The organism is Myceligenerans pegani (assembly GCF_014892515.1).
In the GTDB taxonomy this organism is placed as follows: domain Bacteria; phylum Actinomycetota; class Actinomycetes; order Actinomycetales; family Cellulomonadaceae; genus Myceligenerans; species Myceligenerans pegani.
Genome location: NZ_JADBGR010000091.1, coordinates 1 through 1971 on the forward strand (window position 1 = coordinate 1; position 1971 = coordinate 1971).

The window sequence follows — 1971 nt, forward strand, 5'->3', positions numbered from 1 at the left end:
GCCGCGTTCAACATCATGGGTGACTGGGCCGTGGCCGCCTTCGAGGAGCAGGACAAGGAACTGGGCACCGACTTCGTCGCAGTGCCCTCGCCCGGTACGGCCGGCACGTTCGACTTCCTCGCGGACTCCTTCACGCTCCCCGTGGGCGCCGAGCACCCGGGCGGCACCGAGGCGTGGCTGGAGACCATCGGCTCGCTGGAGGGCCAGACCGCGTTCAACGCCGCCAAGGGTTCGATCCCGGCGCGCACGGACGCCGACCCGGCCGACTTCTCGGAGTACCAGCAGACGGCGATCGAGTCGTTCGCGAACGACACCATCGTCTCCTCGCTGGCCCACGGTGCCGCGGCCCCGGTCGCGACCCTGAACGCGATCAGCGACGCCACCAGCAAGTTCACCACCGGCGCCTCCGACCTGGCCGCCTACCAGACCGAACTCGCCGCAGCCGTCAACGGCTGATCCGACCGACCCAGCGCGACCCGCAAGCCCGCCGGACAGCACCACGGCGGCGCAGCGCCTCCGGGCGGCACGATGCCGCCCGGAGGTCCTGCCCGGCCGTGGCCCTCCCCGGCGGGCTTCGTGGCGAGGTGCGCCGACCTTCGAGGAAATCCATGTCCAAGACCTTGCGACGAGTAGGGCCTCCCCTTCTCCTGCTCGCTCCCTCCTTGCTGCTTCTGGGGGTGTTCGTCTACGGGCTGATCGCGGCGAACTTCCAGATGTCGTTCACCGACAACCACACCGCCGCCCAAGCCACCGGCCAGCAACCCGCCGCGCTCGTCTGGTTCGACAACTACCTCACCCTGCTCGCCAGCCAGGACTTCCAGCACTCCCTGACCAACCTGCTGCTGTTCACCGGCGTCTTCCTCGCCGGCACCATGGCCATGGGCTTCGGCTGGGCGTGGCTGCTGGAGAAGCCCGTCAAGGGCGAGGGCTTCTTCCGGTCGATCTACCTGTTCCCGATGGCCGTCTCCTTCGTGGCCTCCGGCGTCGTCTGGCGCTGGCTCCTGAACTCCAACCAGGACGAGCAGGCGTCGGGCCTCAACCGCCTCTTCCAACTCATCGGGCTGGACTTCCTGCAGAACAACTGGTGGAACAACGTCACCCTCGGGATCATGGCGATCGCCATCCCCGCGATCTGGCAGCTCTCGGGCTATGTCATGGCCCTGTTCCTGGCCGGTTTCCGGGGCATCCCGGACGAGCTCCGCGAGGCCGCGCGGATGGACGGCGCGAGCGAACTCCAGCTCTACCGGCACGTGCTGTTTCCTCAGCTGTCCCCGGTGGCGCTCTCGGCGCTGATCATCATCGGGCACATGTCCCTCAAGTCCTTCGACCTGATCATGTCCATCTCCAAGCCGGCCAACTACCAGACCAAGGTCCCGGCCGTGGACATGTTCGTGTTCAAATCCAGCTTCGACTACGCCAACGCCGCCGCCGTCGGCGCCATCCTCCTCATCCTCGTCGCCGCCGTCATCATCCCCTACCTCATCCACACCCACCGGGAGGAAAAGCGATGAGCGACATCACCGCTGCCGCCCCCGCGGCCCCCGGCACGGCCGGAACCCCCGTTCCCCCAGCCCACGCCGGCTCCGGCGGTTCCGCCACCGGCAAGGTCAGCGGCGCCCCGCGCAACCGCTACGCCGCCGGCCGCACCGTGCGCTACGCGGTCCTGCTGCTGTTCGTCCTCATCGTGCTCATCCCGGTCTACGTGCTGTTCGTGACCAGCTTCAAGGGCGCCGGGGACGCCGCCCCCGCCCGCGCCTGGGCACTCCCGACGGCGTGGACCCTGGAGAACTGGCAGGTCGCCTGGACGACGCTCGCCCCCGCGATCGGCCGGTCCCTCCAGATGGTCATCCCCTCCACCATCATCTCGGCGTTCCTGGGCTCCCTCAACGGGTTCGTGCTGGCCCGCTGGCGCTTCAAGGGCGCCGACATCGTCTTCACCCTCATCCTGTTCGGGATGTTCATCCCCTACCA

2 protein-coding genes and 1 pseudogene are annotated in these 1971 nt (G+C 68.4%); all 3 read left to right on the plus strand.

The window, feature by feature from the left end:
- A pseudogene (locus IIE03_RS14530) lies at positions 1 to 456 on the plus strand (carbohydrate ABC transporter substrate-binding protein); the annotation flags it as partial.
- Between the two features lie 152 nt (positions 457 to 608).
- Positions 609 to 1511: a carbohydrate ABC transporter permease gene (locus IIE03_RS14535; RefSeq protein ID WP_192863478.1), complete on the plus strand. Its 903-nt coding sequence runs from the start codon at positions 609 to 611 to the stop codon at positions 1509 to 1511.
- Positions 1508 to 1971, plus strand: a 464-nt coding sequence (locus tag IIE03_RS14540) for an ABC transporter permease family protein (protein WP_463352370.1), incomplete at its 3' end; no start/stop codon positions are given. The genes IIE03_RS14535 and IIE03_RS14540, both read left to right, overlap by 4 nt.

Excerpts from the sequence above, each read along its gene's own strand:
- IIE03_RS14535 (WP_192863478.1), top strand. The coding sequence starts at position 609 with ATGTCCAAGACCTTGCGACGAGTAGGGCCTCCCCTTCTCCTGCTCGCT.